Source organism: Sporolituus thermophilus DSM 23256 (genome assembly GCF_900102435.1).
GTDB classification, from domain to species: Bacteria; Bacillota; Negativicutes; order Sporomusales; family Thermosinaceae; genus Thermosinus; species Thermosinus thermophilus.
The window spans coordinates 34,416-59,380 of the sequence record NZ_FNBU01000018.1 but is presented as its reverse complement, the minus strand read 5'-3'; the positions used below and the strand labels follow the sequence as shown (position 1 = coordinate 59,380).

The window sequence follows — 24,965 nt, the reverse complement described above, 5'->3', positions numbered from 1 at the left end:
TCTTATCTTGTTTGATCAGCTGGTCCATTTTTTCTAAAACCGCCTTGACGATCGTGCGCCCTACGTCATGTAGTTTATTTTGTAACAGCCGCTCAAATTTCTGAAAATCCATCTCATACAATAAACGCTCAAATTCTTTCTCGTCTTCTTCCAACTTCGAAAGGATAACCTCTTTGATATATCGAATAAATACTGTCATGAAGACATCACCCCTGGGTAATCTTTTTGGATTACTCATCCCGTCGAAGGATGGTGATGTCTTCTTCTTTTTTCTTCCTCAAAAATCCTACAGTAATTTTACACTAACGTCCTCGGCTAAGCCGGCTTCCCGAAGAATAAGGCCGTCTATTCAACCGCGGAACGCAAGGGCGTAAAAAGTCACAAAAATAAAACCGCCGAGGACACGGAGCAGCGTCCCCTGCGGTTTTTTACTATTTACCCTTTCCACTTATTACTTTCCACTTTCCATTCTCCATTTTCCCATCAGCCCGTCACTTCGGCGATGGCCCGATAAATAATGTCCAGCATTTCCTCGATCTCCTCCACCGTGCTGGCCAGCGGCGGCATAAACACCACGACGTCGCCAAGCGGACGGATGATGAGCCCGTACTCGCGCGTTCTCATACACACGCGGTGGCCCATCCGCCAAGCCGGCGGGTACGGCTGTTTCGCCGCCTTGTCCTGCATGAGCTCGATGCCGATCATGAGGCCGCACTGGCGAATATCGGCGACGGCCGCCAACTGCCAAAATGCTGCCAGCTTGCGGCGGGCGGCTTCAATTTTGGGCCCGAGGTTTTCAATCACTTGCTCGTCGCGGAAGATGCGCAAGTTGGCCAGCGCGGCGGCGCAGGCCAGCGGGTTGCCGGTGTAGGAATGGCCGTGGAAAAAGGTTTTTTGCGCTTCCACCGGGCCGAGGAAGGCGTTATAGATCTCGTCCGTCGTCAAGGTGGCGGCGAGCGGCAGATAGCCGCCGGTAATGCCTTTGGCCATGGTCATGAGGTCGGGACTGACGCCTTCGTGCTCACAGGCAAACATGCGCCCCGTACGGCCAAAGCCGGTGGCCACTTCGTCCACGATCAGGAGGACGCCGTACCTCCGGGTAAGCTCCCGGACGCGCCGCAGATACCCGGGCGGCTGCACCAGCATGCCGGCCGCGCCCTGCACCAGGGGTTCGACCACCATGGCCGCGATTTCGCCATGCCGGTCGGCGAGCAGTTTTTCCACGGCGGCCACGCAGGCAAAGCCGCAATCAGCGGGCGAAGCGCCCAGCGTACAGTGAAAACAGGACGGCGACGGGGCATGGACGGTCTCGAACAAGAGGGGCGCGAAAATGCGATGAAAGAGGTCGATGCCGCCGACACTGACCGAGCCGACCGTGTCGCCATGGTAGGCGTTGGTCAGGGTGATAAACTTCTTTTTCTGCGTTTGGCCTTTGAGCTGCCAGTATTGGTACGCCATCTTTACGGCGATCTCCACCGCCGTCGAACCGCTGTCCGAATAAAAGACCCGCGTCAGGCCGGGCGGGGCGATCCCGACAAGCTGCTCCGCCAGTTCGGCGGCCGGAATATTGGCCAGGCCCAGCATGGTGGTGTGGGCAATTTTGCCCAACTGGTCGATAATGGCCTGGTCGATGGCGGCCTTGCGATGGCCGTGGACGTTGAGCCACAGGGACGAAACACCGTCATAATAAGCCTTGCCATCGGTATCAATCAGTTTAATCCCCTCGCCGGCGGCGATAACCAGCTGCTTGTTCGCCACCCAATCCTGCATCTGGGTGAAAGGGTGCCAGACATAGGTCTTGTCTTTCCGTTCAATATCCTGCATGGTCGGTGCCTCCCAACAGATCGATAATCCGGTCAATGGCCAAATGCCGTTCGGCCAGGGCGGCCAGTCCCGTTACCTTGGCTTCCGGCACGCTAATGCCTGGGCTGTAGGGAAACTTGCCCAGCACCGGCACGCCGGTCAGCCGCTCGATGTACGCCACGTTGCTCCGCTCGAGGACGCCGGCTTTCGCCTCGTCCCAGCCGTTGATGATGATCCCGGCCACCTTGATGCCGCGGCGTCGGGCATAGTCAACCGTCAGCACCGTATGGTTGATAGTGCCCAGGTTGGGGCGGGCCACCACCAGGGCGGGCAGCGCCAGCTCGGCCATCAGGTCGGCTACCAGGTACTCCTCCCAAATAGGGGCGGTAATGCCGCCCACGCCCTCGATCAGCGCCAGTGGGTAGCGGTTTAGCAGACAGCGACAGGCGGTAACCAGGTCAGGTATGTTTAGCGTTACACCGCTTGCGACCGCGGCGACCGCCGGGGTGAGGGCCGGCGCCAAACAGACGGGGTTGACGGAAGGCCGCTCGCTTTCCGCCAAGCCGGCGGCCCGCATGAGGAAAGTCGCGTCCTCGGCTAAGAGCTTACCGTCCTGGCTAATGACGCCGCCGGAAGCCACCGGCTTCATCACGCCCACCGCCAGACCGCGCTGCCTGAGCGCCGCCGCCAGTGCGCCGGTAATCACCGTTTTGCCTACTTCGGTGTCGGTCGCGGTAATAAACAGTCCGGCCATAAATTTTCACTCCTTCACAATTCCCAGTCGCCGTCCGGCGGCAATAATGTGCGCGGCGGCCGCCGCCAGTTCTTCCCTGGAATGCGCCGCCGATACCGTCAGGCGAAGCCGGCTGGCGCCGGGCGGGACGGTCGGCGGCCGGATGGCGGAAACAATCAGGCCGGCTTGTTTGAGGCTGCGGGCCATAGTCACCGCCGCGTCTGCCTCGCCGACGATAATGGGAATGATGGCGGTAGGACTCGCCGCAACGTCAATGCCCGCTTCGTTTAAGCGGTCGCGCAGAAACCGGGCGTTAGCCAGGAGCCGTTCCACCAGGTCGGACCGGACGGCCAGCTGCCTGAGCGCCGCCGTGGCCGCCGCCACCGTCGCCGGGGCGAGGGCGGTGGAAAATATAAAACTGCGCGCTTTATTAACCAGATAATCAATTAGCTCGCGCCGGCCGGCCACATAGCCGCCTTCGGCCGCCAGCGCCTTGCTCAGCGTGCCCATTTCAATATGCACCCGCCCCTTGAGCCCGAAGTGGGCGGCCGTCCCGCGGCCGCCCGGGCCGATGACACCGGTGGCATGGGCATCGTCCACCATGACGAGGGCGTCATATCGCTCGGCCAGTGGCACGATTTGGTCCAGGGGCGCAATATCGCCGTCCATACTGAACACGCCGTCGGTAACAATCAGGCGACGGCCGGTGCACGGCGTTGTCGCCAGGCATTCGGCCAGGTGGCCGGCATCGGCGTGGCGGTAAATCACCACCTTGGCCCGGGCCAGCCGGCAGCCGTCGATGATGCTGGCGTGATTGAGCTCATCGCTGAAAATAACGTCGCCCGGCCCGGCCAAAGCGCTGATGACGCCCACATTGGCCATATAGCCGGTATTGAACACCAGCGCCGCCTCCGTCCCTTTGAACGCCGCCAACTCCCGCTCCAGTTCGGCAAACAGGGGGTGGCTGCCGGTCGTCAGCCGGGCGCCGCCGGAACCGGCGCCATACCGCAAGGCGGCCGCGGCCGCCGCCTCGCGGACAGCAGGGTCATGGGTCAGTCCCAGGTAATTATTGGACGCCAGCATTAAATACCGCCGGCCGCCTTCCATCACATGGGTGGCATCGACCGGGTCGTAATCAGGAATCTGCCGGTACAAGCCATGCCGTTTTATTGCGGCCAGCGCCTCGGTCAGAAACTGCATTCGCTCGCCTCCTCCGGCACCGTCACCAACACGGGCTGACGCTCCAAATATTCAATCAGCGCCGTCAGATCACTGCCGGGCGTGACAAAAAAGACCCGCCCGCCCACCGGCGACCCATACGGTTTCAAGTAGGGAAAACGATAGTAGCCGTCTTTGCTCGCCACATAGCCGGCCGTGTACTCCGGGTCGTCGGACCAGCACAGTTCGGCGACCACGCCGGGAGCGGCAGCCACCTTGGCCGCCAGCACCAGCGCTTCCCGCACATGGGCGTTGTCCAGCCCCCGGCGGCTAAGAACAGCCGTCAGTCCGGCCGGGTCGACGGCATCCATGCGCGACACGCGGACACCGCGCATCGCCGTATTGTCCAGTCGGCGGCCAGACTCCGCGCAAACCAGCATGGCGCCACGCATACTGTCGGCCAGGCCCAGCAGGGCCGCCAGGCCCTGCCGGGCCGCCGCGGGAGCAACACCGGCTTTGATCAGCTGAGCAACCGCCGCCTCACGCCCGGCATGAACGTCGGGAACGGCTACCGTCGTGACCGGCAGCAGCGGCACGCGGCAGACATTTTCTTCATTTATTGCTTCGACGGTAATATTAATAAAGTCGGCCCGTCCCCGGCTGTGCGACAGCGCCCGCGTCACCATCGCCGCTGCCAGGGCGGCCAGGTCGCCGGCGCCGGCTATCCGTTCGGCCCCGGAAATATGGCGTCCGCCCGCCTCATGGGCGCCGCCCTGGGCGGCGCGCATCCTAACGCTGTACAGCATGGGCCAGCATCCTTTCGGTTTGGTTTTTTGCCCGTTTTAACAGCATGGTCAGCGGCCAGGCCGTCACGGCCGTATAAATCATACCTGGCACTGCCGCCGCCAGTATCGGGATAACCGCCTTGCCCAAGAAAATGCCAAGTGCCAGCCGGGCTACCGCCGAGCCGACCGGCCCGGCCAACGTGACCACCGGCCAGGCAGTGCCGAAGGTCGTCAGCATTAGCCCAACCGTCAGGCGGAAGACCATGGCGATAAAGACATTAAGCAGCGTCTGCGTGCCAAGGACCAAACCGGCGGCACTGGCCAGAATCCCGGCTATTATGTAGCGTTTAAAGCCGAAAACACTGCAGATGGCCACGGCTAGCGGCGCCGACAGCTGAAACTCGGTGCCGGGAACCAGGCCGGGAAGCTTGATCGCGCCGGTGACGGCGATGAACGCCGCCAAGAGGCCGGTTTGGGCAAGCGTCCGCGCGCCGCCCATGGTTAGACCTCCCGCGCCGACAGCGGCTGCCGGCCGAGGTCGCGGATCATCTGCAGGTCGTCGGCTGAGGCCCGCCCGCCGGTGGTAAGATAACCGCCGATCAGCATGCCGCTAATGCCGCTCATTAAACCAAGGGACTGCAAATCGCGCAGGTTTACCTCGCGGCCGCCGGCCGTGCGGATGCCGCATGTGGGCAAAATAAAGCGGAACAGGGCAAAAGTTTTGAGGATTTCCCGCGGCGGCAGGGGCGGCTGGTGCGCCAGGGCGGTGCCCGGAATGGGATTGAGGATGTTGATGGGGACGGCGTCAACGCCGTAGCCGCGCAGTTCAAAGGCCATCTCCAGCCGCTGCTCCATCGTTTCGCCTAGACCAATGATACCGCCGGAGCACACCTCCATCCCCGCTGCCTTGGCGACGGCAATGGTAGCCACCCGGTCGTCATAGCTGTGGGTGCTGCAGATCTGCGGGTAAAAACTCCGGCTGGTCTCGACATTATGATGGTAGCGGCTAACGCCGGCCGCTGCCAAAGCCTCAGCGTTTTCCCGCGACAGCGTGCCCAGCGAACAACACACCTTCAGCCGTGTTTCCCGTTTGATGCGGGCCAGAGCGCGGACAATTTTCGGAAATTCGTCGTCATCCTCCATCCCCCGCCCGCTGGTTACGATGGCGAACCGCAGCGCGCCATTCGCCTCGGCCTGTTTGGCCGCGGCCACCAGTTCGTCCTCGGGCAGTAGGGAGTATACTTGCACCTGCGCCCGGTGATGGGCCGATTGGGCGCAGAAAGCACAGTTTTCGGGACACATGCCGGAGCGGCCGTTAACAATGGCGCACAGGTCCACGCCGTCGCCCACATAATGCTGGCGGATTTTATCGGCCATCGCCAGCAGCACCGGCAGGTCGCTGTCCGGCGTCCGCGCCAGCGCCAGCGCCTCCGCCATGGTAAGCTGGCCGCCGTCTAGTACCTTGTGGGCTAAGTCCAAAATCAAGTCCATGGTCATGCCTCCTCACAGACGCTTAATGTTAACTGTTTTAAATTAACCAGTTAACCATCTAGTCAAAATATTTGTTAACGCTAAAACCATACAAGCGTTAACAATATTACTATACACCGCCTGGGAGAGTTTGTAAAGAAAAAAAGAGGGCGTTTACCCTCTTTTACCATTATCTTGCGCTCAACGTCAGGCCTACTTTTACCAGTCGACACAGGCGGGCGGCCGCCTGCTCGATAAGCTCCGCGCCATGGGCCATGCATTCGTCCAGCGCCATCGGCTGCGGCACCACGCTCATCAGCGCGTCCACACCCTGGGCCAGGACATCCTCGGCGCCGTCACCCAGGCCGCCGGACAGACAGACAACCGGCACGCCGTACTGCTTCGCCACTTTGGCCACACCGACCGGCGCCTTGCCGTAAGCGGTCTGGAAATCGGTGCGCCCTTCTCCGGTGATCACCAGGTCGGCGGTGGCAACAAGGGAAGCAAAGCCGGTCGTCTCCAGAACAATCTCCACCCCGGGGCGCAGCTGGGCGTTGGTGAAGAAGAGCAACCCGGCCCCCAGGCCGCCGGCCGCCCCCGCCCCCGGATAGTCGGCCACATCTTTACCGGTCGCGGCAGTAGCCACGGCGGCAAAATTTTTTAGCGCCGCGTCCAGCTCTTGAATCATTTCGGGTGTGGCACCTTTTTGCGGCCCGTAGACGGCCGAGGCGCCGCGCGGTCCGCACAGCGGGTTGTCGACATCGCAGGCCACGAGGATGGTCGTGGTGCGCAGCCGTTCGTCCAGGCCGCTCAGGTCGATTTTGGCCAATTTGGCCAGGGCGGCCCCACCGGGCGGCAGTTCCTGGCCACTCGCGTCCAAAAACCGTGCCCCCAGGGCTTTGGCCATACCCGTTCCGCCGTCATTGGTGGCGCTGCCGCCGATGCCGATAATAATTTTGCGGATGCCCCGGTCGAGAACGGTCTTAATAAGCTGGCCGGTGCCATAGGTGGTAGCAATGCGGGGATCGCGCTTTTCTTTCGGCACCAGGGTCAGGCCGGACGCCGCCGCCATTTCAATAACCGCCGTATCGCCATCGCCCAAAACGCCCCAATGGGCCATCACCGGCTCGCCGAGCGGCCCAACGACTTCGCGGGTCACGATTTGCCCGCCGGTCGCCGTCACCAGTGCTTCTACCGTACCTTCGCCACCGTCGGCAATTGGTACCTTGATGATTTCGGCATCGGGAAAAACGGCCCGCACCCCGTTCGCCACGGCGTTGGCCACGCCCAGCGCCGACACGCTGCCTTTAAACGAATCGGGAGCAATCACTACACGCATAAATTCACACCTTTCGCAAAATATCCTGGATTATGAATATTGGCCGTCCTCCAGAATATTCCTGCAAAACTGTATAAAACCGCAAGAGCTATGCCCCTCATACCTCATACCTCATACCTCATACCTCATACCTCATACCTCATACCAATTTCTATTTCCATGGCAACACCGGTATTTAAGCCGGCAACCGCTGCATATAAATTACCCATATCATACGCAGGAGGTCAGGCTATGAACTGGCATTATCTTGTCGACGAATATCTGCCCACGCTGATTGCCATCAGGCGCCAGCTCCACCGCTACCCGGAGCTGGCTTTTCAGGAAGTTCGCACGGCCGAGGTAATTGCTTCCACCCTGGTCTCGGCCGGCCTGGAAGTCAAAACCGGCGTTGCCCTGACCGGCGTCACCGGCCTGATCCGCGGCGTCGGCCCGCGGACGGTAGCCGTGCGAGCCGATATGGACGCTCTGCCCATCCAGGAGCAGAGCCAAGCCCCCTATGCCTCGACGGTACCTAATGTCATGCATGCCTGCGGCCATGACGGCCATATGGCCATCGCGCTGGGTGCGGCCTTGGTGCTGCAGCGCCTGCGCCACCACCTGCCCGGCTCGGTAAAGTTTATTTTCCAGCCGGCCGAAGAAGGCCCTGGCGGCGCCCAACCCATGATTGCCGCGGGCGTACTGACCGCGCCGGAAGTGGAAGCCGTCTTCGGCTTTCATCTGTATAACTCCCTGCCCGCCGGACAAATTGGCCTGAGTTACGGCCAGACGTGCGCCGCTACCGATGAAATTAAAATCACCATTGTCGGCCAAGGCGGCCATGGCGCTCACCCCCACCAGACGGTTGATGCCGTTGTCGTTGCCGCGCAGGTCGTTACCGCCCTCCAGACCGTTGTCAGCCGGCAAATCAGCCCCCTGGACGCCGCCGTGGTCACCATCGGCAGCATCCGCGGCGGTTACGCCAATAATGTCATCGCCGACCGGGTCGAACTCTGGGGTACGGTCAGGACGCTGTCTGAACAGCTACGGGCGGTGCTGCCGACCAAAATTGAACAGATTGTCAGCGGCGTTACCGCGGCGCACGGCGCCGCTTACGAGTTCGTTTGCAATCCGGGCTACCCGCCCCTTATCACCGATCACGCCCTGACCGCCCTAATCGAAGCAAGCGCGGCCCGCGTTGTCGGTCCCGGCAATGTCGTCCGCCTTGGCCCCAGCATGGGCGGCGAAGACTTCGCCTACTTCGCCCAGGCGGCGCCGGCCGCCTTTTTCCGCATCGGCTCCGGCGGCGAAGCCTTTCCCTATCCCGGCCACCATCCCCGCTTCGATTTTGACGAAACCGCCATCGGCATCGGTGTGCGAGTGCTGGTCCAGACTGTGCTGGATTATTTCCAGTCAACCGCCGCTAGCTAGCATTGGCGTACAAGAACAGCCTTTTTAATCAAGCCGTAAAGATATTTACGCCAATAAATTGGCACCACAAATAATGAAAATAAATAAATGGTTTAAACCTTTTATTGTCATAGCGACAAGTGCGGTGAACGCGCTGAAAATAAGTCAATTTTTAAAATAAGTCAAGCCTGACCCCAGTATTTTCTCGATTGCTTCGGCCACGCCGTCTTCGTCGTTGCCGCGGGTAACCGCCTGGGCCACGGCCTTGACGCGTTCGGAAGCGTTGCCCATGGCCACGCCGAAGCCGGCATATTCGAGCATGTCGAGGTCGTTGTGCGAGTCGCCGATGGCCATGACCTCGTCGCGGCTAATGCCCAGCATTTCCGCCAGAAACGCCAGCGCCGCCCCCTTGTTTACTGCCGGGTGAACCATTTCCAGATAATTGGGCTTGGACACCACCGCATACAGCCGGTCGCCAAACCGGGCTTGCACTTCTTCCTGGATGCGCAGGATATCCGCCGGTTCGGCCATCACCAGCAGCTTGGTCGGCGCACCCGGCAGGTCGTACAGCCTGTCCCCGACCGGCACGGCTTTAACCCCGGCTATTGTTTCATAATAAAGCGCCCGTTCGTTCAGTTCGGTCACATACAAGACGTCATCCAGATAGACCTGGATGTACCAGCCCCGCTGGCGGGAAAACGCCAACACCTCGTGGGCCACGTCTTCCGCCAGCGGGCGGTGCAGCAGCACTTCGCCCGACAAGGCGGCCTTGATGAGCGCCCCGTTGTAGGTGATAAGCGGCACATCGAGGCCAAGCTGGCGGGCATACGGCAAGGCCGAGCGATACATGCGCCCGGTCGCCACCGTCACGGTGATGCCCTGCGCCACCGCCTGGGCGATCGCTTCCCGCGCCCGCGCCGATACGGCCAGTGAATTGTCCAGCAATGTGTCATCCAAGTCAACGGCGATTAGTTTAATCGACATATCCTAAACTCCTCTGCCAAAAAATTAACCTTCTATCCTAAATAACAAAACCACAAAGGCCGCGAAGAACGCGAAGGGTCACGTCCGCGACAGTTGTCGCGGCGGACTCATATCGAATTGAAGACATGATATCTCTGTTGTTAAACATTCACATAGTAAACAACTTTGCGTAACTTTGTGTACTACCCTGAAAAACGTAAAACCGCAAAGGCCGCGAAGAACGCAAAGGGCTACGCGCGCGACAGTTGTCGCGCGAGATTAGTTCATAAACTTACTTTTCATGCCTTTGTGGTGCCAATTTATTGGCATGATTATCTTTGTGGTTCAATGTAACGAAATAGCAAAAAAGCACCCCGACTCGAGGTGCCTTGATGGTTTTTAGCGGTCGCGAATCATCTTCGTCACCGTGTAACTACACACCGTCATAAGCAAAATCCCGGTGAGGGACGCCACCATGCTGGAGATTTGCACGCCAGGCAGCGTTTTCGCCACCATCAGCGGCGTGAATAAATTGGTGATAAACGTCAAACTTCCCAGCGTGAGAGTATTAAACGGCAACGATGCCAACGACGCCAGCGGACGAATTGCCGCATTGGCAATCCCGACAATGGCCGCCCCCAGTAAGGTGCTGCCCAAGGTATCGACAAAAATACCCGGCAACTGGATGGTCACGAAAAAGAGCACCACCGCGTTGATGATAATGCGCAGCAAAAAGCCTGACACCGCGCACGCCTCCTTAGCCTTTTCCAAGTCCATCTACTATTATATTCCGCCCCAATACTCTTGACAACATTTTTTGTGGGGTCAGGCTTGACTTATTCAAAAATTGACTTATTTAACGCAAGCGTACCCGTAATACAAGTATCGCCCTGACCCGCTTGCTCAAGCAGCAGCAGCGCCTTTTTCAGCTCCAGGCCGCCGCCGAAGCCGGTCAGGTTGCCGTCGGCGCCGATGACGCGATGACAGGGAATAACGATTGGCGTGCGGTTGCGGTGCAGGGCGCCGCCTACCGCCCGCGCCGCCTTGGGGGCGCCAACGGCTTTGGCTACCTCACCGTAAGTCCGCACCTCGCCGAAGGCAATACCGGCCGTGTAACGTAGCACTGCCGCCTGAAAGGGCGTGTAGCCGCGCCAGTCAACAGGGACGGTGAACACCGCCGGATAGCCGCGGAAATAAACTTTAAGCTGACCGGCCAGTTCGGCCAGCAGCGGATGTGCCTCTCCTTCCGTGAGATCGGGTGTGGTCAAATCGGCCAGGGCGGCCGCCGCATCCGGCCGGGGAAAACTGAGCTCCCACAGGCCGCTGTCGCTCCAAACGGCTGCCATGTGGCCCCATTCAGTCGTAAAGAGGTTATAAACCTTCGTCATAATTCCCCGCCCCTTACAGGTTGCTGTTGGCCGTCTTCCAGCTCTCTTCCCGGATGAGTTCGAGCACCTGGCGCTTAATCTCCAGGAACACCGGACTGAGTTTAACGTCAAACTTGCGCGGCCGCGGCAGCGGCACTTCGATGCGTTCCTTGATTTTACCCGGGCGGGCCGTCATAACATAAATAGTATCACCCAAAAAGACCGCCTCGTCCACGTCGTGGGTAACGAACAGGATGGTCTTGTGCGACTCTTCCCACACGTCAACCAGCAGTTCCTGCATGACGGTGCGCGTTTGGGCGTCCAGCGCGCCAAACGGTTCATCCATTAGCAAGACCTCGGGATCATTGGCCAATGCCCGGGCGATGGCCACCCGCTGCTTCATGCCGCCGGACAGATTTTGCGGGTATGCGTTTTCAAAGCCTTTTAGGCCGATTTTCTCCAGGTAGTGGTAGGCAATGTCGCGCCGCTCGGCCTTGGGCCGACCGGCCACTTCCAAGCCGAATTCAATGTTTTGCCTGACCGTCAGCCAGGGAAAGAGCGTGTACGACTGGAACACCATGCCCCGGTCGGCGCCCGGCCCTTTGATTTCCCGGCCGTCTAAGAGCACCCGGCCGCTGGACGGTTCTTCCAATCCGGCGATAATTTTGAGGATGGTTGACTTGCCGCAGCCGGACGGGCCAAGGATGGTAATAAATTCATTGGGGCGAACGGCAAAACTGGTATTGGCCAGGGCGGTTACTTCGTTTTTGCCATCGCTGAACACTTTGGAAACATCGTCGATCAAGAGTTTCGCCGACATTAGGCGACACCTCCTTTGCGCAGCCAGGGGAACAGCCGGTAGTACAGCCACTTAAAGGCCAGGTCGATAATAATCCCGATGACACCGATAATGATAATGCCGACAATAATATGGGAAGTTTTCAAAAAGCGCTGGGACTGCATGATCATATGCCCCAGGCCCGAGCTGGCGGCGACGATTTCCGCCACGACCAGGTACGTCCAGGCCCACCCGAAAGTAATCCGCAGGGTGTCGACAATGCCCGGCATGCTGGCCGGCAAGATAACCCGCCAGAACACGCCCCGTTTGGATACGCCCAGGGTGTACGCCGTGTCGATCAGCGCCTGCGACACGTTTTTCGTCACGTCCATGACCATGAGGGTGAGCTGGAAAAAGGTACCGAAGAAAATGACCGCCACCTTCTCGCTTTCGCCGATGCCCAGCCACAGGATAAAGAGCGGGATAAAGGCCGAGGCCGGCATATAGCGCAGAAAACCGAGCAACGGTTCAACAAACGCCTCGAACACCTTGAGGCTGCCCATGAGGATGCCAAGGGGCACGCCAATAACGGCGGCCAGCAAAAAGCCGCCGGTTACCCGTGCCACACTGGCCAGGATGTCCTTAGTCAAATCAAATTCGGTGAACAGCACTACCGCGCTGGCGATAATCTGGCCGGGAGTCGGCAAAAACAGGGGCGGGACGAAACCGCCGTAGGTCAGGACCGACCAAGCGCCCAACAGCAGGACGAACGAAAGAACCGTGAGCGAAACATAGACCGATGCCGGAATATCCGCTTTAGGGACAAAGAGTTTCAGTTTCTGCAACAATACCACCACCCAAAATGTGACTTTCGCTGCCGAAAACGCCAGCAGCCCGCCGCGCGGGCTGCTGGCATACCTACCCTATTTTAACTTGCTCAGAAAACTTGCGTCAATCATATCCGCCGGGTTCGGCACCTTGCTTATTTTCTTTTTGTCAAAATAGAACTGACCGGCTTTCTTGGTTACGTCATAAATCGGACCGGGTTTATCCGGCGTGCCGAAGAAAGCGATGTTCTCATTCAGGCCGTAGAACTTGAGAGTCTCCATGTCGGCGCTGATTTCCTCCGGCTTCATCTTGAAACCGTTGGCGATAATCTTATAGGCCTCGTCCTTATTAGTCATCATGAAATCGGTCGCTTCCTTGAGGGCCGCTACGAACGCCTGAACTTGGTCCGGATGGGCCTTCACGAAGTCTTCCCGCAGAAAGACGACGTCAACGATGATGCCGGGCAGGTCTTTCGTGCTTGCCAGCACCTTGCCGTCCGCCTTGGCGCCTTTGGTCAGCCAGGGCTCCCAGGTTACCGCGGCGTCGACTTTGCCGGCCACAAAGGCGGCGCCGGCTTCGCCGGCCGTCATGTTGACGATTTTCACGTCTTTGTCGGACATGCCGGCTTTATCCAGAACATTGAGGAGGAAGAAGTGGCTGGTAGCCGCTTCCGGCAGGGCAATCTCCTTGCCCTTCAGGTCGGCGACGCTGCTAATACCTTTATTGTTTTTCACCAAAATACCGTCGGCGCCGTTGGAAGTGTCAAAAGCCCACAAGATTTTGATCGGCACGCCGTCGCCCGCCATGGTAACCGAAACGTCAAGAGCGGTGGCCATCCCGTGAATCTTATTGGCCATCAGCGCCTGTTTGCGTTCGCCCAGACCGTCGATGATCTGGATCTCCACATCCAGTCCCTTGTTTTTGAAGAAACCCTTTTCTTTGGCTACCAGCAGCGGACCGTAGCCGGTAAAGGTCGGCAGGGCGATTTTAATCGGCTCTTTGGCCGCCGGTTGTTGGGCGGCCGGTTTATTGGTCGAGCCGCAGCCGGCAACCAAAACCGCGACCATCACCGCCGCGAGCAAAAGCGCTACAACTTTTTTACGCATTTATCCTGTCCCTCCCTAAGATTCTTACTGCATTAATATTCTTGACCACTGCATAATATCCTGCAAAACAGAGGCTATTTAATAAATTATTTTTGGCTGCCGCTTTCTGTTACTGTCCGCATAATTGGCGGAGCGCCGCCAAAAGTTTATCGTTTTGCTCAGGACTGCCCACCGTGATGCGGACAAAACTCGGCCGCTGCCAGCCATGTCCCGGCCGTATAATTATTCCTTGTCGGGCCAGCGCCAGGCAAAGGGCCGCACTGTCCTGTCCGGTATCGGCGAACAGGAAATTGGTCTGGGAAGGACAAACCTGCCAGCCCATTGCCGTGAACGCGTCGGTCAGCCGCCGGCGCTGCTCGGCGTTGCGGGCGGCCACCAGGCGGTGAAAGTCGTCATCGGCCAGGGCCGCCAACGCCGCCATATGGGCCAGGAAGTTGACGTTAAAGGGATTGCGCACCCTGTTTACCGTGGCCACCAGCTCGGGCCGGGCGATACCATACCCGAGGCGAAGCGCCGCCATCCCGTAAATCTTGGAGAAAGTGCGGACAGCGACGACGTTGGCGTGGTCGGGCAAAAGGGAAATGCCGGACAAGTAGGCCGGATCGGTGACAAACTCGGCATAGGCCTCGTCAATAAGGACGACGACGTGCTCTGGCAGGCCGGCGACAAAGCGCCGCAGCTCGTCGCCGCCCGTCATCATGCCGGTAGGATTATTGGGATTGCACAGGTAGACCAGTTTGGTCCGCGGCGTCACCGCTTGGGCCATGGCCGCCAGATCAATCGCCAGGTCTTGCCGCACCGGGACAAACACGGGCGTGGCTCCGACCAGGCGAGTGGAAAAGGCGCAGGCGCCAAAGGTGGGCGCCGGGATTACCGCCTCGTCGCCGGGGGAAAGGTAGGCCTGGGCAATAAGGGTAATCGCCTCGTCGGCGCCGTTAGCAAGAAAGATCTGCTCGCTGCCGACGCCGTAGCGGGCGGCCAGTTTTTCCCTGAGTTCCTTGCCTTCCGGGTCGTGGTACCAGTGGACATACCGGGCGGCCTGCTGCAGGGCTTCGGCCACGCGCGGCGAAGGCCCGTACGGACTTTCATTAAACGACAGCTTGATAACTTCGTCCAACCCGAGCAGCCGGCGCAGTTCCCCCACCGTCCGGTCAGGCAGGTCCGGCGTAAAGGCCCTTAGCTGATGAACCGCCGGCCGCGGCTCGATATGAATAGCGGTCATGGCGTAACCTCCGTTATTACCAGATAATATCTTCCTTCACGGCCGCGACGTCCGCCGTTCCGGTGAGGACCATCGCGGCCCGCAGTTCGCCGGCCAGTTTATTGAGAACAGTGGCGACACCGTCCGCGCCGCCGCCTACGGCGCCAATGGCCAGCGGCCGGCCAATCAGCACGGCATCCGCCCCCAAAGCCAGCATCTTGAGAATATCGGCGCCGCTGCGGATGCCGCCGTCCACCAGGATGGTGATTTTCCCTTTCACCATTTCGGCAATATAGGGCAGCACCTGGGCCGTGCCGGGCGTATGGTCCAGGGCCCGGCCGCCGTGGTTGGACACGACGATGGCATCGACGCCGGCGGCGCAGCAGGCCTCGGCCTCGTCAGGGGTCATGATGCCCTTGACAATAAACGGAATAGTTGTATGCCGCTTAATATACGCCAGCTCGTCCTGCGTTTTCGGCCCCACTTTTTGGCCGGCGTTGGTCATATTAATCAAGGCGGCGGCGTCAATGTCGATGCCGAACGCCGGCGCCCCGGCCGCGGCCGCCCGGTTGGCCATTTCCACGATTTTGGCCGCGTCGCGGGGTTTAATAATGGGAATCGCCGGTCCATGCCCGGCGGCCATGGCCTTGATCCCGGCTTCAAACACCTCAGGCTTCGGCCCGTCACCGGTCATGCCGACGGTCCCGGCTTGGCGGCAGCCGGCCACAATGGCGGCGGCATAATCTTCTTCCGTCATGGCGCCGTTCATATTGAAGCCGATGCCCCCGATCGCCGCGGCAATGACGGGCATGGCCAGATCAATCCCCAGGATGCGGCAGGACAGCTTGGGCGAATGAACATTGTGGATGGTGCGCAAATTAAGGCGGAACCCAGCCAACGCCTCCACATTATTGCGAAAAGCGGCGCCGGTGCCCAGTCCGCCCATCCCCGGCACTTCACCGGCGCAGGCTATTCCGTTGCAGGTTGGGCAGACGCGGCAGGCGCCGCGGAATTTTTCCCGTGCTTGTGCTTTTAGTGTTTGCCAATCCATCGCGAAACCTCCAATCCCAAAATAACCTGTAGCAAGGACTTTAGAAATTTCGCGGTCTGCCTGTCAAAGTCCTGCCAGGTGTATGAAATTGGCCCAAACTGCTCATTCTAATGATGGAATAACTGCAGCAAGCATTGTAATAAACCAGGGAGGCAAGGGTTATGACAATCATGGACAAGATAAACTCCGTTACCCGCGCCGCCGCTCAGGTCATGTTGGACAAAGAGGCTGTCAACTACCTGGAAGCAGGCAGCATGTACGGCATCATCGCGCAAGGCCGATACAATATGGCCGTCCTTAGTGTACTGTATAACCACGCTCAGGATTCGGAACTGAAAGAGCTCATTAAAGAGGCGATCGAAGACCTGACCAAACTGACTATCGAGCGCTGCGAAGCGCTGATGAAGGCAGGCGATGCCGAGATTCCCGTTTTTGACTGGACGGAGCGCAAGCTGCACGACCATTTGGACATCCCGGCCGACGCCCGCTTAACCGACGCGGAGATCGCCGCCACGATCGGCACGCTGGCCAAAGGGGCTCAGATGGCCTGCTTGTCGGCCCTGCATCAATCCTATCAGCTGGAAATCGGCACCATGTTCCGCGAACGCCTTGACGCCGGTCTGGACTGGAACTACCGTCTGCTGCAGCTCATGCTGAAGCGCGGCTGGCTCCCTCATCTCGCCAAAGTCACACACTAACGCAAACCACCCCACCACTCCTCTCACTACCACCGGGACTCGTCTCCCGGTCTTTTTTTACAGCGCCGTGCGCCTGTTGCGGTTAAAAACTTATACTTTCTGATATATATAAAAAAGCGCCACGCCGGCGCTTTTTGACGCTAAAAAACTATTTTTTCTCGAACATATCCTTGCCGATACCGCAGGTGGGGCACACCCAGTCGTCGGGGATGTCCTCGAACTTTGTGCCGGGGGCAATGCCGTGGTCGAGGTCGCCGGCCGCCTCATCGTATACATAGCCGCACACTGTGCATTCCCATTTGTCCATGCCACTCACTCCTCACTAGGATATTATAGGTATATTTTACCTTTATTGGCCATTTTATGCAATAAAAAATTCAAAAATAATTATTAAAAAATAGCCATTATCTCAATTAACCTTTTTATTACCGCGGCTCATCCCGATAAGGCAGCACAGGCGAATATTCGGCCAAAAAAATCGCGGCGCCGACGGGTATAAAACGGGAAAATGGTAAAAAACTAACTTCACGGAGGTGAGCTGAATGAGCTTCAAAGATTTGTCCTCGGCTGAGAAAAAGAATAAAGAAAAACAGTGTTCAACTGAATTCTCCAAAGAATTGTCGCCGAAACAATGCGACACGAGCTCCTGTTCTTCCAAGGAATGACAAAAACACCCTGGACCCTTTTTATGGGTCCAGGGTGTTTTTTTTGCTGTTACCAACGCCGGCTGGATCCGCCGCCTCCGCCGGATCCGCCGCCGAAGCCGCCGCCTCCGTAGCCGCCACCGCCGCCTCCGCCGCGGCGGAAGAGCAGGGCCAGAATGAGGTAGGTGATTTGGCCGCCGAAAAATAGCCAGTCAATAATAAATAAAAGCAGCACCCCGGCAGCAAACAGGACTTTTACCCACCAGGGCAGCGTGTCCCACCAGGAGCTGTCGCCGGCGCGCTGCTTAGGTACCGGCTTGGCCTCGGTCTTCAGTTCCAGGTTGTATTCTTTCGCCACCTCGCTGACCAAGGCCAGGTAGCCGTTTAAAATACCTTTGTCATAGTCGCCCCGCTGAAAATAGGGGATCATGTATTCGTCCTGGATACGCCCGGTCTTCGCGTCAGGCAGCGCCCCCTCCAGGCCGTAGCCCACTTCGATGCGCGACTGCCGGTCGCCGACCGCCACCAGCATGACGACGCCGTTATTCAGCGTTTTATCGCCCACGCCCCACCGCCGCAAAATTTCCAGGGCATAGTCCTCAATCGACGCGCCCTGCAATGACTTGACGGTGACGACGACGACCTGGGCCTTCGTCTTGGCCGCCAGCTGGCTGCCCAGACTGTTAATGCGCGCTTTGGTATCACCAGACACGACGCCGGCATAATCCTGGATATAGATGCTGGCTGTCGGGGCGGGCGGGATTTGCGGCTGGGCCCAGGCTACGGCAGCAATCAGAAGGTAAATGCCCAGTACCAGCCAGGCCAGCCTTTTGGTCATTGTTCTATCCCTCGCTTTTTCCTACCGCTTCCCGTATGGCCTTAAAACTGCACTTTCGGAACTTGTTTGGCACCCTCTTCGGCCTTGAAATATTCCTTAGGCCCGAAGCCCAGCATGCCGGCAAAGATGCTGGTGGGGAAAGAGCGGATCTTGGTATTGTACGCCTGCACGGCGTCGTTGTAGTCTTTTCTGGCCACGGCGATGCGGTTTTCCGTGCCGGACAGCTCATCCATCAGCGCCCGGAAATTTTTGTCGGCCTTTAGGTTGGGGTAGTTTTCCACGACGACCAATAGCCGGCTCAAGGCGCTGTTTAATTCGGCGTTGGCCTGGGCTTTGGCCGCCGGTCCCTGGGCACCGGCCAGTTTCGCCCGCGCGTCGGCAACCGCCGCAATGGCCTGCTGCTCATGGGCCGCGTAACCCTTGACCGTGTTAACCAGGTTAGGAATCAGATCGGCCCGGCGCTGCAGCTGGTTTTCAATCTGGCTCCATTTGCCGTTAACGCTTTCGTTTAAACTGACCAGTCCGTTGTAACTGGATATACCCATAATCACCATTATTGCCACCAGGGCAATGACAATCAACGCGGTTTTTTTCATGTACGTTACCTCCTCCTTTAACGGTGCAGTATTGTTTTATTGTATCCACTATTATTTTACTACTAACCTGAACCTTTTGCCAACACAACCAAAAGGACGGTCGCCCGACCGTCCTCCTTGCCAAAAATGGGCAAGAGCCCGTAATGATCTACGCTACAGCCAATGCCGATCATTACATACCTATACGCAATCTTTCGACTACGCACAAGCATTACACAACCGACACTGACCTTTGCTCGACTACCAGGGATACCTGCCGAACCTACTGCAATCTCCCGACTGCAATAGACCCATCGTAGCGATCTTCCGGATAGACCCTCCGGAACCCCTGGCAGTCTTAGCTCGACCGCCACACATCCCTTTTGACCATACGACAACAGTTGGGCTGCCGCACAGCCTTACAAGACATATGGCGATCTGCCCGCCGACTGATGCCGAGCCTTGCGACCCGACACCAATCTTTGGCCGACCAATGCCGAACCCCGTATCGAGATCCGACACCGGTCTTGGCTCGACCATTACGAACCCTTGCAGTCATATTATGACCCGGATTACAACCGTCATTCATGGTAATTTATACCATTAATTGGTCCTAGAAAATGGCAATCGGAAAGCAGAAACCGCGGAGATAATCATGCCAATAAATTGGCACCACAAAGCATGAAAACCGTTATTCAACCGCGGAGAACGCAGAGGCGCGATATTCATCGTGCTAAAGTTAAAAAATATCCCCTCCGTGTCCTCTGTGGTTCCATTATATAAATTCAAGCGCGACAACTGTCGCGCACGTTGCCCTTTGCGTTCTTTGTGTCCTTAGCGGTTTTATTGCCTTAATTTTGCGAGGTCTTCCGGGGTATTGATGTTGTCAAGCGTTTTCAGCTCCGGGTCAAACCGGCGCAGTTCGGCGGCGCCAATCCGGCGCAGCGCAACGAGCGGGTAAAAGTCGAGCACCCGGTAATTGCCGGCCTGCAGCATCAGCTCGATATGCTTTAGGCAATTTTGGTGGTAGATGGCATGGAGCGGATGATAATAGCCGTCGATAAACGGCACGGCCGCGTCAAACCCTTGCGCCGCTCCGGCCATATACGCCACGGCCTGGCTTGAGAGAAAGGGCATGTCGCAGGCGACAAGAAAGTTATAAGCGGTGACCGACGCCTTCAGGCCGGCGTGCATCCCGGCCAGCGGCCCGCACTGCGGGTACTTGTCCGGCACGACGGTCACGTCCGGCATACGGATTTCCCGCGGCACATTGCTGACCACCAGCAAATAGTCGCACACCGGCGCCAGCCGGGCCAGCACGGTATGCAAAAGGTCACTGCCGCTAAACGGCAGGGTGGCCTTGTCCCGGCCCATACGGGTACTGAGGCCGCCGGCCAACACAATACCGGTCAGTTTCATTGGCATTACTCCCCGGGTTTTCTGCGAAAGAAATGATAGACGGCCTCGGCGGCCGGACGGGTCATGCCCGGTACGGCGGCCAGCTCATCCACTGCGGCGGCCTTGATCTTGGCCAGGCTGCCGAAGTGGTCCCAAAGGGCTTTGCGCCGCTTGGCGCCAATGCCGGGAATATGGTCCAGCACCGACACCATATTGCGTTTCGCCCTTAGTTTCCGGTGATAGGTAATGGCGAAGCGGTGCGCCTCGTCGCGGATGCGCTGCACCAAATATAAAGCCTGGGAATGGCGCGGCAGGATGACCGGGTCGCTCTCGCCCTCGCGGAAAATATGCTCGAATTCCTTGGCCAGACCCACGACCGGGATGTCATGCAGCCCCAGGCTGCGGATGACCTCCAGGGCGGCGTTGAGCTGACCCTTGCCGCCGTCGATAATGATCAGGTCAGGCAACGGCCCCTGGTCGGCGTCGCGGTACCGCCGCCCCACCACTTCCTGCATGGACTTAAAATCATCGGGCTTGCCTTCCACTGTCCGCAATTTGTAGCGGCGATATTCGTCCTTTTTCGGGCGGCCCCCCTCGAACACCACCATGGAAGCGACCGTTTCCGCCCCCTGGATGTGGGAAATGTCGAAACATTCGATGCGCTCCGGCGGCGACTCCAGGTCGAGGTGCTCGCCCAATTCCAGCACGGCGCCGGCGGTGGCGTCGGCGTCGGCCTGGATTTTGGCCGCCTGCTCCTCCAGCACGGCGGCGGCATTGCCGGCGGCCATCGTCACCAAGTCTTTCTTGGTACCCCGCTGCGGGGTCACCACGTCCACGCGGCTCCCTTTTATACTAGTTAACCAGTCAGCCAGCAAATCCTGCTCGTCCAGCGCCAGCGGCAGCAAAATTTCCCGGGGAATAAAGGTGGCCTGGCTATAATACTGCTTCATAAACGCCGTTAGCACCGCGGCGTCGTCTTCCTCTTCGCTGCCAGTGAGCAGGAAGTGGTCGCGGCCGACCATCTTGCCGCTGCGGATGAAAAAGACCTGCACGCAGGCGCCCGCCGCCGACCGGGCCAGGCCGATGACGTCCTGGTCGCCGCTACCGGTAACGATGTTCTGTTTTTCCCGCACCTTTTCCACCGCCGCCAGCTGGTCGCGCAGCTGGGCCGCCTGTTCAAATTCCAGGTTTTCCGCCGCTTCCTCCATCCGGCGCTTGAGCTCCTTGACCACATCATCGCTGCGCCCTTCGAGAAACAGGCACACGGCTTTAATCATCGCCTGGTACTGGTCTTCATCCACCCGGCCGCTGCAGGGCGCCAGGCAGCGCTTGATATGAAACTGCAGGCAGGGCCGGCGGGCATCCAGGCGGCGGCAGGTGCGCAGCGGAAACAGTTTGCGCAGCAGAGCCAGCGTCTCGTGAACCGCGCCCGCACTGGTATAGGGACCAAAATAGCTAGCCCCGTCCTTCTGCACCTTGCGGGTGGCGTACACCCGCGGATAGGCTTCGTTGACGGTCACTTTGATATAGGGATAGCTCTTGTCGTCTTTCAGGCTGATGTTGTACTTGGGACGGTGTTTTTTGATCAGGTTGCACTCGAGAATAAGGGCCTCGATCTCCGAAGCGGTTATGATATATTCAAGGTCGGCGATGCGGGCCACCATCGCCCGCACCTTCGGCGAGTGGTTGCGGCTGGCCTGAAAGTACGAGCGAACCCGGTTTTTCAGGTTGACCGCCTTGCCGACGTAAATAATGCGGCCACTCGCGTCCTTCATGAGGTAAACGCCCGGCTTGTCAGGCAGGTGGGCCAGTTTCTGCTCCAGCTCGGATGCTCCGTCACATGGCTGATGAGATTCCGTCATATCAATCATTCCCTCTAAACTCTGATCCCCTTGGCCAGCACCGGCCGCAAAAACTGCCCCGTATAAGACGCCGGCACTTCGGCCACTTCCTCCGGGGTGCCCTGGGCGACAATGGCGCCGCCGCGGACGCCGCCTTCGGGGCCGAGGTCGATAATATAGTCGGCCGTTTTAATGACATCGAGGTTATGTTCAATCACGACAACGGTGTCACCGGCGTCCACCAGCCGCTGCAGCACGTCGAGCAGGCGGTGAATGTCGGCGGTGTGCAGGCCGGTCGTCGGCTCATCCAGGATATACAACGTCTTACCGTTGCTGCGGCGGGCCAGCTCGGTCGCCAGTTTGACCCGCTGGGCCTCGCCGCCGGACAGGGTGGTCGCCGGCTGGCCCAGTTTAATGTACCCAAGACCGACGTCCTGCAAAATCTGCAGCTTGCGGTGAATTTTGGGGATGTTCTGGAAAAATTCCACCGCCTCGTCCACCACCATGTCGAGGACCTGGGCGATATTTTTCCCTTTATACTTCACTTCCAGCGTCTCCCGGTTATAGCGCGCCCCCTTGCACACCTCGCAGGGCACATACACGTCAGGCAAAAAGTGCATCTCGATCTTGATAATGCCGTCGCCGCGGCAGGCCTCACAGCGGCCGCCCTTGACGTTGAAACTGAACCGCCCTGGCTTGTAGCCGCGCATCTTGGCTTCCGGCGTCTGGCTGAACACCTCGCGGATGGCGTCAAACAGGCTGGTATAGGTCGCCGGGTTGGACCGGGGCGTGCGGCCGATCGGCGACTGGTCGATATCGATAATTTTATCGATAAATTCAAGGCCGCGGATGTCGTCGTGCTCACCCGGCCGCAGGCGGCTGCCGTTTAGCCGGCTGGCCAGCCCCTTGTACAAAATTTCGTTGACCAGCGTGCTCTTGCCGGAACCGGAAACGCCGGTCACGACCGTGAACAAGCCTAAAGGAAAGCGGACCGTGAGGTTTTTCAGGTTGTTTTCCCGCGCGCCCACGACCTCGATCCATTTGCCGTTGGGCTGGCGCCGCCGGGCCGGCACGGGAATGAACTTGCGGCCGCTTAAGTACGCGCCGGTAATTGATTCTTCGCAAGCCTTAATAACCTCCACCGGTCCCTGGGCCACGACCTTGCCGCCGCCGGCGCCCGCCCCCGGGCCGATGTCGATGATGTGGTCGGCGGCGTACATGGTATCCTCGTCATGCTCAACCACCAAGAGCGTATTGCCCATGTCGCGCAGCCGCTTGAGCGTGGCCAGCAGGCGGTTGTTGTCGCGCTGGTGCAGGCCGATACTGGGTTCGTCGAGAATATACAGCACCCCGACCAGGCCGGAGCCGATCTGGGTCGCCAGCCGGATGCGCTGGGCCTCGCCACCGGAAAGCGTCCCCGCCGCCCGGTCAAGGGTCAGATAGTCCAGCCCGACATTAAGGAGAAAACCCAGCCGGGCATTGATTTCCTTCAGGATTTGGCGGGCGATGGTGCGCTCACGCTCGGTCAGGTCGAGGGACTGGAGAAATTCCTGACATTCGGCCACCGTCAGCCGCGTCACTTCATAGATATTTTTGCCGCCCACCTTGACGGCCAGCGCCTCGGGCTTGAGGCGCGCCCCCTTGCACGCCGGGCAGGGCTTGGCGCTCATAAATTCCTCGATCTCCTCCCGCACGCTGTCCGACGTGGCCTCGCGGTACCGGCGGTTCAGCAGCGGAATGACGCCCTCGAACACAGCGTGATAGGTCTTTTCCTCGCCGTACATATTTTCATAGGTAAAGGTATAGCGCGTCTCGCCGCCGCCCCACAGAATGAGGCGTTTCATTTCCTCCGGCAGGCTGTCCCAGGTATCATAGAGAGAATAGCCATGGTGCTCCAGGACCGCCTCCAGCTGGCACATGAAATAGGAGTTGACGTTTTTGCTGAGGGCGGCGATCGCCCCGTCAATAAGGGCCTTGCTGCCGTCGGGGACGACCAGGGCCGGGTCGATTTCCATGTTGTTGCCCAGGCCGGTGCAGTCGGGGCAGGCGCCGTAAGGGCTGTTGAACGAGAACATGCGCGGCGCGATCTCCGGTAGGCTGATGCCGCAGTCCGGACAGGCGAAGTTTTGGCTGAAAACCAGCTCCTTAGCGCCGACCACGTCGACGGTCACCAGGCCGCCGCCCAAGTTCAGCGCCACCTCCAGCGAGTCGGCCAGGCGCTGGCTAATGCCGTCGCGGATAACGATGCGGTCGACAACGGCTTCGATAGTATGCTTTTTATTTTTTTCCAGCCGGATGTCGTCGGTCACGTCCATAACCTGGCCGTCGACGCGGACGCGGACAAAGCCATTTTTGCGGATATCCTCAAACACCTTTTGGTGTTCGCCTTTTTTGCCCCGCACCAAGGGGGACAGGATGATCAGCCTGGTGCCTTCGCCCAAAGCCAGCAGCTGGTCAACCATCTGTTCCACCGTCTGCTGGCTGATGGGCCTCCCGCATTTCGGGCAAAACGCCCGTCCCGCCCGGGCAAAGAGCAGGCGCAGGTAGTCGTAGATTTCCGTCACCGTGCCCACCGTCGAGCGGGGGTTGCGGCTGGTCGTCTTTTGGTCGATGGAAATGGCCGGCGACAAGCCCTCGATATAGTCCACGTCCGGCTTGTCCATCTGGCCGAGAAACTGCCGGGCGTAGGCCGACAGCGACTCGACATAGCGCCGCTGGCCCTCGGCGTAAATAGTGTCAAACGCCAGCGACGACTTGCCCGACCCGCTTAGACCGGTAATCACCACCAGCTTGTCGCGCGGAATTTCCAGGTCAATATTTTTCAGGTTGTGCTGTCTTGCTCCCTTGACAATAATACAGTCTTTCATTTCTCCTCCAGCAAAAGTTAAACCGCAAAGATAATCATGCCAATAAATCGGCATAACAAATCATAACAAATAATGAAAAGATTTTATAACCACGGAGATAATCATGCCAATAATTGGCACCACAAGCGATGAAAAG

The 24,965-nt window shown here is 58.9% G+C and carries 23 protein-coding genes and 1 pseudogene; 2 read left to right on the top strand and 22 right to left on the bottom strand.

The features are described from left to right. The 8 genes and pseudogenes from BLQ99_RS10880 to BLQ99_RS10845 form a co-directional block, all read right to left on the bottom strand. A pseudogene (locus BLQ99_RS10880) lies at positions 1–199 on the bottom strand (ISLre2 family transposase); the annotation flags it as partial. Between the two features lie 284 nt (positions 200–483). Next, on the bottom strand, positions 484–1,824 hold the full coding sequence (gene bioA, locus BLQ99_RS10875; RefSeq protein ID WP_093690903.1) for an adenosylmethionine--8-amino-7-oxononanoate transaminase: 1,341 nt from the start codon (positions 1,822–1,824) through the stop codon (positions 484–486). Then, positions 1,811–2,557: a dethiobiotin synthase gene (gene bioD / locus BLQ99_RS10870; RefSeq protein WP_093690901.1), complete on the bottom strand. Its 747-nt coding sequence runs from the start codon at positions 2,555–2,557 to the stop codon at positions 1,811–1,813. Before bioD ends, bioA begins: the two co-directional genes overlap by 14 nt. A 6-nt stretch (positions 2,558–2,563) precedes the next feature. Further along, positions 2,564–3,736 carry an 8-amino-7-oxononanoate synthase gene (bioF, locus tag BLQ99_RS10865; RefSeq protein ID WP_093690899.1) on the bottom strand — a complete coding sequence of 391 codons (1,173 nt, stop codon included), beginning with the start codon at positions 3,734–3,736 and terminating at the stop codon, positions 2,564–2,566. Then, complete coding sequence (locus BLQ99_RS10860; RefSeq protein WP_093690897.1) at positions 3,724–4,500, bottom strand: 6-carboxyhexanoate--CoA ligase; 777 nt, start codon at positions 4,498–4,500, stop codon at positions 3,724–3,726. Before BLQ99_RS10860 ends, bioF begins: the two co-directional genes overlap by 13 nt. Beyond that, a complete protein-coding gene (locus BLQ99_RS10855) occupies positions 4,484–4,978 on the bottom strand; it encodes a hypothetical protein (RefSeq protein WP_093690895.1) in 495 nt (164 codons plus the stop codon). Before BLQ99_RS10855 ends, BLQ99_RS10860 begins: the two co-directional genes overlap by 17 nt. 2 nt (positions 4,979–4,980) lie before the next feature. Continuing rightward, positions 4,981–5,970: a biotin synthase BioB gene (bioB, locus tag BLQ99_RS10850; protein WP_093690893.1), complete on the bottom strand. Its 990-nt coding sequence runs from the start codon at positions 5,968–5,970 to the stop codon at positions 4,981–4,983. A 169-nt stretch (positions 5,971–6,139) separates the two neighbouring features. Further along, complete coding sequence (locus tag BLQ99_RS10845; protein ID WP_093690891.1) at positions 6,140–7,288, bottom strand: glycerate kinase; 1,149 nt, start codon at positions 7,286–7,288, stop codon at positions 6,140–6,142. A 231-nt stretch (positions 7,289–7,519) separates the two neighbouring features. Here BLQ99_RS10845 and BLQ99_RS10840 point away from each other — a divergent pair, with 231 nt between their 5' ends. Continuing rightward, positions 7,520–8,695: a M20 metallopeptidase family protein gene (locus BLQ99_RS10840; protein ID WP_093690889.1), complete on the top strand. Its 1,176-nt coding sequence runs from the start codon at positions 7,520–7,522 to the stop codon at positions 8,693–8,695. A gap of 144 nt (positions 8,696–8,839) precedes the next feature. Here BLQ99_RS10840 and BLQ99_RS10835 read toward each other — a convergent pair whose 3' ends face one another. The 8 genes from BLQ99_RS10835 to BLQ99_RS10800 form a co-directional block, all read right to left on the bottom strand. Further along, positions 8,840–9,658: a Cof-type HAD-IIB family hydrolase gene (locus BLQ99_RS10835; RefSeq protein WP_093690887.1), complete on the bottom strand. Its 819-nt coding sequence runs from the start codon at positions 9,656–9,658 to the stop codon at positions 8,840–8,842. A gap of 378 nt (positions 9,659–10,036) precedes the next feature. Continuing rightward, on the bottom strand, positions 10,037–10,381 hold the full coding sequence (locus BLQ99_RS10830; protein WP_093690885.1) for a phage holin family protein: 345 nt from the start codon (positions 10,379–10,381) through the stop codon (positions 10,037–10,039). 92 nt (positions 10,382–10,473) lie between these two features. Then, positions 10,474–11,025 carry a methylated-DNA--[protein]-cysteine S-methyltransferase gene (locus tag BLQ99_RS10825; protein ID WP_093690883.1) on the bottom strand — a complete coding sequence of 184 codons (552 nt, stop codon included), beginning with the start codon at positions 11,023–11,025 and terminating at the stop codon, positions 10,474–10,476. 13 nt (positions 11,026–11,038) lie between these two features. After that, positions 11,039–11,824 carry an ABC transporter ATP-binding protein gene (locus BLQ99_RS10820; protein ID WP_093690881.1) on the bottom strand — a complete coding sequence of 262 codons (786 nt, stop codon included), beginning with the start codon at positions 11,822–11,824 and terminating at the stop codon, positions 11,039–11,041. Continuing rightward, positions 11,824–12,636, bottom strand: coding sequence for an ABC transporter permease (locus BLQ99_RS10815; RefSeq protein ID WP_245690435.1), 813 nt, complete (start codon positions 12,634–12,636; stop codon positions 11,824–11,826). The genes BLQ99_RS10820 and BLQ99_RS10815 overlap by 1 nt, the downstream gene beginning before the upstream one ends. 69 nt (positions 12,637–12,705) lie before the next feature. Continuing rightward, the gene (locus tag BLQ99_RS10810; RefSeq protein ID WP_093690877.1) at positions 12,706–13,716 is read right to left on the bottom strand and encodes an ABC transporter substrate-binding protein; all 1,011 of its coding nucleotides are present in this window, start codon (positions 13,714–13,716) and stop codon (positions 12,706–12,708) included. Between the two features lie 109 nt (positions 13,717–13,825). Beyond that, the gene (gene hisC / locus BLQ99_RS10805) at positions 13,826–14,938 is read right to left on the bottom strand and encodes a histidinol-phosphate transaminase (RefSeq protein WP_093690875.1); all 1,113 of its coding nucleotides are present in this window, start codon (positions 14,936–14,938) and stop codon (positions 13,826–13,828) included. A 16-nt stretch (positions 14,939–14,954) separates the two neighbouring features. Then, complete coding sequence (locus BLQ99_RS10800; protein WP_093690873.1) at positions 14,955–15,968, bottom strand: alpha-hydroxy-acid oxidizing protein; 1,014 nt, start codon at positions 15,966–15,968, stop codon at positions 14,955–14,957. Positions 15,969–16,129: 161 nt separating this feature from the next. Here BLQ99_RS10800 and BLQ99_RS10795 point away from each other — a divergent pair, with 161 nt between their 5' ends. Beyond that, a complete protein-coding gene (locus BLQ99_RS10795) occupies positions 16,130–16,666 on the top strand; it encodes a DUF3231 family protein (protein WP_093690871.1) in 537 nt (178 codons plus the stop codon). Between the two features lie 148 nt (positions 16,667–16,814). Here BLQ99_RS10795 and rd read toward each other — a convergent pair whose 3' ends face one another. The 6 genes from rd to uvrA form a co-directional block, all read right to left on the bottom strand. After that, entirely contained in the window at positions 16,815–16,973 is a 159-nt protein-coding gene (gene rd / locus BLQ99_RS10790) for a rubredoxin (RefSeq protein ID WP_093690869.1), read from the bottom strand. 407 nt (positions 16,974–17,380) lie between these two features. After that, positions 17,381–18,148, bottom strand: a complete 768-nt coding sequence (locus BLQ99_RS10785; RefSeq protein WP_093690867.1) for a TPM domain-containing protein — start codon at positions 18,146–18,148, stop codon at positions 17,381–17,383. Positions 18,149–18,189: 41 nt separating this feature from the next. Then, positions 18,190–18,744, bottom strand: a complete 555-nt coding sequence (locus BLQ99_RS10780) for a LemA family protein (protein WP_093690865.1) — start codon at positions 18,742–18,744, stop codon at positions 18,190–18,192. Between the two features lie 822 nt (positions 18,745–19,566). Then, positions 19,567–20,142, bottom strand: coding sequence for a molybdenum cofactor guanylyltransferase (gene mobA / locus BLQ99_RS10770; protein ID WP_171904662.1), 576 nt, complete (start codon positions 20,140–20,142; stop codon positions 19,567–19,569). Between the two features lie 5 nt (positions 20,143–20,147). Next, complete coding sequence (gene uvrC, locus BLQ99_RS10765; protein ID WP_093690911.1) at positions 20,148–21,983, bottom strand: excinuclease ABC subunit UvrC; 1,836 nt, start codon at positions 21,981–21,983, stop codon at positions 20,148–20,150. A 14-nt stretch (positions 21,984–21,997) separates the two neighbouring features. Continuing rightward, complete coding sequence (gene uvrA, locus BLQ99_RS10760) at positions 21,998–24,829, bottom strand: excinuclease ABC subunit UvrA (protein ID WP_093690861.1); 2,832 nt, start codon at positions 24,827–24,829, stop codon at positions 21,998–22,000. Between the last annotated feature and the right edge of the window lie 136 nt (positions 24,830–24,965).